This is a genomic window from Acinetobacter sp. 1130196, assembly GCF_000588095.1.
Taxonomy (GTDB): domain Bacteria; phylum Pseudomonadota; class Gammaproteobacteria; order Pseudomonadales; family Moraxellaceae; genus Acinetobacter; species Acinetobacter nosocomialis.
The window spans coordinates 69,348-77,392 of the sequence record NZ_JFWX01000018.1 but is presented as its reverse complement, the minus strand read 5'-3'; the positions used below and the strand labels follow the sequence as shown (position 1 = coordinate 77,392).

Annotated in this window: 6 protein-coding genes; all 6 read right to left on the bottom strand. The window is 36.5% G+C overall.

What is annotated here, in order from left to right; all coding sequences use genetic code 11:
- Positions 1 to 211 (bottom strand): helix-turn-helix domain-containing protein (locus J671_RS14895; RefSeq protein ID WP_230400560.1); only part of this gene is annotated, 211 nt, incomplete at its 3' end.
- A 612-nt stretch (positions 212 to 823) separates the two neighbouring features.
- Positions 824 to 1,039 (bottom strand): hypothetical protein, encoded by a 216-nt coding sequence (locus J671_RS14890; protein WP_006580896.1) that lies wholly within the window; start codon positions 1,037 to 1,039, stop codon positions 824 to 826.
- A 189-nt stretch (positions 1,040 to 1,228) separates the two neighbouring features.
- Positions 1,229 to 1,693: a MarR family winged helix-turn-helix transcriptional regulator gene (locus J671_RS14885; protein ID WP_004708449.1), complete on the bottom strand. Its 465-nt coding sequence runs from the start codon at positions 1,691 to 1,693 to the stop codon at positions 1,229 to 1,231.
- A gap of 683 nt (positions 1,694 to 2,376) precedes the next feature.
- Complete coding sequence (locus tag J671_RS14880; protein ID WP_017394083.1) at positions 2,377 to 4,095, bottom strand: fructose-specific PTS transporter subunit EIIC; 1,719 nt, start codon at positions 4,093 to 4,095, stop codon at positions 2,377 to 2,379.
- Entirely contained in the window at positions 4,082 to 5,029 is a 948-nt protein-coding gene (pfkB, locus tag J671_RS14875; RefSeq protein ID WP_031982741.1) for a 1-phosphofructokinase, read from the bottom strand. Before pfkB ends, J671_RS14880 begins: the two co-directional genes overlap by 14 nt.
- Positions 5,030 to 5,043: 14 nt before the next feature.
- Positions 5,044 to 7,902 (bottom strand): phosphoenolpyruvate--protein phosphotransferase, encoded by a 2,859-nt coding sequence (gene ptsP, locus J671_RS14870; protein WP_031982740.1) that lies wholly within the window; start codon positions 7,900 to 7,902, stop codon positions 5,044 to 5,046.
- Positions 7,903 to 8,045 lie beyond the last annotated feature (143 nt).

Here is an 8,045-nt window from a genome sequence, read left to right as displayed (position 1 = left end):
CTTCAACAATAAATTTCCAGAGGATTGAATCGATTTTGAGTTTTCTGTGACCACGTCTACGTCTAGCGAAGGTGTTATCAGAAGCATATCGAGCTTGATAAACGTCATTGATGCTATTTCTTTTAAGCTCACGATAGATCGTACTAGGATGTCTTTTAATGAGTTCAGCAAATTTTCTGGCTGAAAAGCCTTCTTTTCTTGACTCAAGCATTAATGCAGTACGATCTTCAAAGTTAAGATGATGGTATGACAATTTTATATACTCCATAAACCCTTTAAATTAATTAGGTGGTTTATGTCGCACTTCAAGTTTTACTCTGCCAAATGTTTTTCTAAACTCGAACTGTTATTACTCATGTATGCATATGTTATTTATTAACTTTTAATTTTACGAAAATTATAAAAAATAGAGTTTTAACTTTAAAAAATTATGCTTATTTTTGTAAAAAACTTGTTAAAACAGGTGTTTATATAGCTGTAATAGAAGGCTTAACTGAGAAATTTATATCAAATAAAATATTTAAATAAGAAAAAAATGAATTACTTTGAATATTTTCTTTTAAAAAATTTATATAAAGAATCAGTTTAAGTTATTAAGCATTAATACAATAAGCACTATTAACTTTACAAAAGTAATATAAAATAAGGTCTTATGATATCGTAGAATTCTTTTTGTCAAAAAGGATATATAATTCCTTTTTGTGCATTTTATAGCCTACATTTTCCCCAAGATGTAGGTTTTTTTTATGCCAAAATTTTATTATCTCACTCGTTATTAACTTGTTAAATTATAAATAAAAAAAAGCCATAATGGCTTTTTTATTTATACGGCTTCTGGTTTTTTCAACTGTTGTTGAATATAGAGATTCATATAGTATTGCTCTATATAATCATCAGCATAATTATTAGCTAATGTTTTTGTAGCTACTTGTTCATGCTTAGCATAGCAGTTAGTTTCCAAGTCCTTTTCAAGTACCCACCATTGGCGATTAATACGACGTACCTGAAACTTATCACTTTTATATTTTCTTTTAGCCATTTTTCCTATCATTACAATGTAGAGAATAAAAAAGAGTTTCTACTGGAGTTGAAAGAACAAGTCAACAAGTAGAATGTTTAATTGATTACTTTATGAAATCCATGTTCTTTATCATAATTATCATGTATAAAAAAAGCCCTCATGAGAGAGCTTTAAATCTAATAAATTTTGCAAATTATGAAAAAATAACTAACGCGATAGATTTTTTAAAAGCATTTTTAAGCTTTCCATCATTTTTTCTAACTGTAGGGGGGTAATACCTTCAAATGATTGTTCAAGTACCACACTCGTAAGGTCATTAATTTTACTGATCATTTCAATACCACGTTCAGTAAGATATACACGTGTAATTCGACCATCTGTTTGGCAAGAATATGTTTCAACTAAACCTTCATCTTTTAAGCGATAAACAATTTTAGTTGTCGTGGACATCTTTGAAATAATCATGTCAGATAGCTCAGATACGCTAGCATGAGGTTTGCTACTGAGTGCAAGCATAATACGTCTACGAGAATTATCGAGGCCATATTTTTTAAGCGCATTATCAATATTTTGAACATATTGAGCATGGACCTGAGTAATCCAATAATATGGAAAATCTTCAAGAGTGAAAGATTCTGTTGTAGGTAAAAAACGCGCATACTTCTTTGTCATTGACTTTTCCCCATACCTTGGTGGATCGCATTTTTATGAAACTAATCTTAATAGTTGAAAAATATAGTTTCACTAAGCAAGTTATATCAGGACTTTAAGTCTTGAGCAAAATTTATATTGTTTGAATTAACAAGGACAAACTATAAATTTTCCTATTCTGATAAAACTTTTTTCTTACCGTTTATTTGAACTTGGCTGCTCGCTTGTTCGTAAAATGAACGATACTTGTTTGCATGAGAATCCTAGAAAAAAAAACTTGTTTTGAACGTGACATTTCTATAAAAATTTTTTGTCTATAAAGTCATAACGATAAAAAATCAATCCATTTAATAAAGAAATGTTTAATTTAATCAATAGTTTGATTTGGTTTGAAGTGCTAAAAATTTACCATACATTTAACATGATTGATGAATAATCTATAAATTTTATTAAATATTTGTTTTTATGTTATTGATTTTTAAATATTTACCTTAAATAGAATGATTCTTTTAAATTATAACTTAAATATGTAAATAGAGTTCTCGAAGCTCAAAACTTAAAAGATGAGACTAACCAAAAACCAACTCTTGCAGTGTTATTAGCCCAAGATCTTCCTGAACAAGTTATGGCGCGTGCAGTTCAAATTAATCAATAAAATTATTTAGTAAAAAAAGGGAGAATCAGCATTCTCCCTTTTTTTAAGATTATGTATTTGTTATTAGCTTTTCTTCTTGATTCTTTTTAAGGATGGCATAGCTTACTCCCGTTACGATGCTTCCTGCTGCAATTGCTGCTAGGTATAGCCACGCATGATTGATTGCATTTGGAATCAGGAGTACAAATACGCCGCCGTGTGGAGTAACAAGTTCGCAGTGAAATAAGGCAACTAATGCACCAGTTACTGCACCACCTAGAATACAGGTTGGAATAACACGCATTGGATCTTTTGCCGCGAATGGAATTGCACCTTCTGAAATAAAACATAAACCAAGCACGAAAGCAGCTTTACCAGCATCTTTCTCACCTGTACTAAATTTATTTCTAGCTAGGAAGGTCGCAATTGCCATGCCTATAGCAGGTACCATTCCACCTGCCATCGTTGCAGCCATTGGCATATAGGTATTGGTTGTAAGTAAACCAACTGTAAAAGCATAAGCTGCTTTGTTGATTGGTCCCCCTAAATCAATACACATCATACTTGCCAGAATAATTCCCATTAATACGGCATTTGTCGTGCCCATGTTGTTGAGGAAATCTTTCATTAACTCAAAAATATGCGCTACAGGTTGACCAACCACATAGAACATAATGAGTCCAACAAATAACGTTCCTAATAATGGAATAATTAAAATAGGTTTAAGAGACTCTAAGCTAGTTGGAAGCTTAACTTTTTTAGCAATAAATAACGCGATATAACCTGCAAGGAAACCAGAAACAATACCGCCTAAAAAGCCCGCTTGTAGTTGTGCTGCTAATAAACCCCCGATTAAACCGGGCGCCAGTCCAGGGCGGTCTGCAATGGAATATGCGATATAACCCGATAGCATGGGTACCATCAGTGTAAATGCTGCTGCACCAATCTGTTTTAATATGGCTGGTAGGCTGCCAGCTTGTTCAGCTGCATTCAGGCCAAAACATAAAGAAAGAGCAATTAATAAACCACCTGCAACAACCATAGGCAGCATATAAGAAACACCAGTTAATAGGTGTTTATACACACCAACTTTTTCAGTTTTATCTTTATTTTCCGTTGTAGCTTGTTGTTTACCTTGTTCTAAAACTTGTGCATTCGCAATTGCTTCGGCAAAGGCCTTATCAGTTTGTTTTAAGGCAAAGCCAGTACTGCATCGATAAACACGTTTACCTACAAAACGGTCTGTGTTGACTTCAATGTCAGTGGCAAGAATAACAATATCGGCGTCTGCAATCGATTCAGCAGATAAAATATTCTTTGCACCCACAGAACCCTGAGTTTCTACATCAATTTGGTATCCAAGTCTCTCTGCGCCTTGCTGTAAAGCTTCAGCTGCCATAAATGTATGGGCAACACCAGTTGGGCAAGCAGTAATCGCAACAAAATGAGTTGCTGTATTTGAAGCTTGCTTAGGTTTTTGATCCCACTCATTGGCTGGTTTTGAGTGTTCAAGTGCCGTTAAAAGCGCTTTGTCTGCATCATCTTTAATATCTTCAATAGAAACTAAAGTTAAAGCGTTTTGCCCAAAAATATTTAGATTTTTAGGTTGTTGTCCAATAATAATGACATGATCAAAATGATCGCTTGATTCAAACTCATCGAGTGAAATGACACTGTGTTTATAGCCGTGTTGAGTTGCGACTAAAGCAAGTTTACGAGCCAAGATTAAAGCATTGACTTGCTGTTGCGGACTATTAGTGACAAATAATAAATGTTTAGCAGTTTGCATCAGATTCACTCAATGAATTGATAATAGTTTGTGCTTTTAGTTGGTCTAGAATCTCAGGAGTAGGGATTCGAAAACCAATTTGTGTTACAGCATGGCTTGCAATGGCAGTCGCAGTTTTTAAGGTTTCTTCAGGAGGCAGTTGGTTAACAAGTCCATGGATCATGCCGGCTAAGAGTGAATCACCAGCGCCTACTGTACTTTTTACAATAACTTTTGGTGCTTGAGCATGTAAGGGGTGAGTGGCGTGTAACCAATTTACGCCATCTTCACCCATTGAGATAACCACATGCTCAATATTGGTTAAGCTATCAAAAAGTTCTCTTTGTTCAGCGTAGCTTGTTGCAGGGCGTTGATAACTTTCAACCAACTCATCTGTATTCGGTTTGATCATCCAAGGTTGACATTCAATTGCAGCAACCAGCGCTTTACCACTGGTATCTAGTGCAACTTTCTTATTATTTTTTTTGATCAGTTGAATAAGATGTTGTAACTCATCAATACTAAAACCTTGCGGGAGGCTACCAGCTATTGCAACGACCTCGACTTGTGGTAACAGAACCTCAATCTTATTAAATAGGCTTTGTTTGTCTGTTTCAGAAACAAAGAAACCTTTGCCGTTTAAATCGGTCATCCGCCCAGAATGCTCAGCAATTTTTATATTTTGACGTGTTTCGCCATCAATATAAATAAACTCGGGTTGAAATTGAGCTTGTGCAAAATGTGTATCGAAAATTTGTCGATTATGCTCACCTAAAAAACCACTTACGATTACATCGTGACCTAAGTCTTTCAATACTTGAGCCACATTAAGGCCTTTACCAGCAGCATGAATTTCTACCGACTCTTGTCGGTTCACTTCTCCTACTAGTAACTCATTCAGTTGGATGGTTACATCAATTGCAGGGTTTAAAGTAACTGTCAAAATTTTAGCCATTACTATTCCCAATCTTATAAGTCTTGTTCAGATAGCTGGCGCACAGCAGGGGCGCTATCGCATAGTAAAGCTTGTTGCGCAAGCTTTTGAGCATGGCTATAGCTTAGTGTACGGATTTGAGCTTTTACTAAAGGAATGCTATTTGGAGACATACTCAGTTCATCTACGCCTAATCCCATGAGAATAGGTACAGCTTTCGGGTCTGCTGCAAGCTCACCACAGATTCCTACCCATTTGCCGTGTTTGTGGGCAGCTTTAACAGTTTGATCAATCAAGTTCAGAATACTTGGGTGTAACCCATCTGCTTCAGCTGAGAGTATTGGGTGGCCTCGGTCAATCGCTAAAGTATATTGAGTTAGGTCATTTGTTCCGATACTGAAAAAGTCGACTTCTTGTGCAAGAATTGGCGCAAGTAGAGCAGCAGACGGAACTTCAATCATAATGCCAACTTGTAAATTATCACATGGATGTTGAGCTCTTACTTCATCAAGAATCGCTTTTGCAGCGCGCCATTCTTCAACACGTCCAATCATTGGGAACATAATTCGTAGTGGGCGATTATCTGATGCTTTCAATAAAGCAGTTAATTGCTGCCTTAAAATCTCAGGACGTCTTAAGGTTAAACGAATTCCTCTTAACCCTAGGAATGGATTTTCTTCCTCAGCAATTGGTAGATAAGGTAAGGGTTTGTCACCACCTACGTCTAATGTTCGTACAACAAGTGGGCGGCCAGCAAGTGCATCTAATACCACTCGGTAGTCAGCTTCTTGGACAATTTCATTAGGTGCACTGCTATGAGACATGAAAACAAGTTCGGTTCTAAGCAGACCAATCGCTTCTGCACCACATTCTACAGCTTGTGCGGTTGCTTGAACTTTACCTAAATTGGCTGCAATTTCGATTTGATGTTGATCTAAAGTAATAGCCGGCTCTTGGCTATGACGTTCGGCTTCTTCACGGATTTGACGCTGTTGTTCACGCTCTTGCTTAGCTTGTTCGATTTGAGCTGCATCTGGATTTAAAACGAAAGTACCTGTGTCACCATTAATAAGTAAAGTACTTTTTGGATCAATTTCTAGGACTTGTTCACCAGCACCAACAATAGCTGGAATACCTAAAGCACGTGCCACAATTGCACTATGTGCACTTGCACCACCTATAGCAGTGAGAATACCTGCGACTCGATCTTTGTTGAGACGAGCGACATCACTTGGTCCAACATCGTGCATGATTAGAATATATGGCTCTTTAGGCTCTTCAATAACCACTTCACCACATAACTGTGTTAAGACTCGGTCACCAATGTCACGTAAGTCTGTTGCACGTTCAGCAAGTAAACGGTCCGGTAGAGCTTCCTGTGCTTTAGCTGCAGCTTCAATATGCTCATGCCAAGCAGCAGGCGCTGATAAATTTTGGTTAATTTTTTGATATACACCATTAATCAAATCAGGATCATCAAGCATTTCTAAATGAGCTTGAAAGATTTGTTTAATTTCAGAAGCATCAGCTTTGGCAATAACTTGGTGAATATTATTTTTTACAGCATGTAATGCAATATCTAAATTTTCTTTCTCAGCTTTTACACTTAAACCCATACGTTCATATTGATAAACCTTTGGTTTAATCACATGTACTGGTCCAAAAGCTAAGCCACTTGATGCTGCAATTCCCGTATTGTTGCCCAATGTCGTAGCATTTGATATTGCAGTTTGAGCAGGAAGCTGGTTAGGTGTTTCACTGGTTACAGGTAGCGCTTCAACTTCTTCACCTAAGCCTTGCTGCACTGCCAAAATAACTTGATCTAAGGCTTCTACGGCATCGGTTTCTGGTTCTGCGATAAAACGTAGAGTTTGACCACGTTTACAACCTAAGGCTAAAAGACGAGTTAAACTTTTAGCAGAAACAAAACTACCATCGTCTACAGCAACTTGAATATCACCTTGGAAAGTTTTTGTAAGATTAACAAGGTGTGTAGCTGGTCGGGCATGTAAGCCGTGAGCATTTGCCAGTACAACTGAGCGTTGAGGCCAGTCCGGAACAACTTCAGCCCCAATAATTTTTGCAATTTCATTTGGAGTTTGAGTTTTATCTAGCTCGGCAACTTGCTCAGGGTTAAATAAAATATCAATTAAACGATTAAATCTTTCGTTATCGAGTTGGTCATTGGCTGCTATACAAACGAGGGTGTTCAGCTTTTTACCATTTAGTTCTAAAGCCTGTGATGGTTTAGTAATGCTAATAGCTGGTTGCTGAACAAAATGATTGCTAGAAATGGACCAGATTTGATCTTGCAGTTGAATGGCTTGTTCTGGATCAAGTGAACTTAGAAAACCACATTTTACAAAATTATGTTTTTTTAGTGTTTGAGAGGCGGCCCAAAGTAAATCTTCGATATCTTGTGCATCGATTTCGGTTTGAATAAGATTTTCATGAAGTGCTAAAGATAATGGCTGAGCTTGTAGTAATTCGATAATCTGCTCAGGTTTAGAAGCATTTTTTACTTGTTCGCTGACGTCATGCATTAAGGCACGAGTAAGAATTTGCAAAACTTGCAAATGTTCATCAGATTTTGCTGCAATAACGACAGCTAAATAAATTTTATTTTCTCCATCCCAGATCACACCTTCAGGGAAATGGGCTAAGCGAATACCTGTTTTTAAAATATATTCACGTGATTGAGGAGTACCGTGGGGAATGGCAATGCCTTGGCCTAAGTAAGTCGCGCTTTGTTGTTCACGATTGATGAGTCCTGTTATATATTCAGGCGTAACTAACCCATCTTTTTCTAATATATCTACTAGACACTTTAATGCATGTGTTTTATCAACAGCATGTTGATTCATATGAATATGTTGAGGCTCTAGTGCTAGCATAATTATCCTTGAACAATTTCTTTGGCTTTAGCTAAAACAGAAAAAAAGAAGCTGTTTGCATTAAACAAGTAAATATACCTGTTTTGACAACAGCTTCAGATGAATTACCTTAGCAGAACTTTAAATGTATATCGACGCATTTA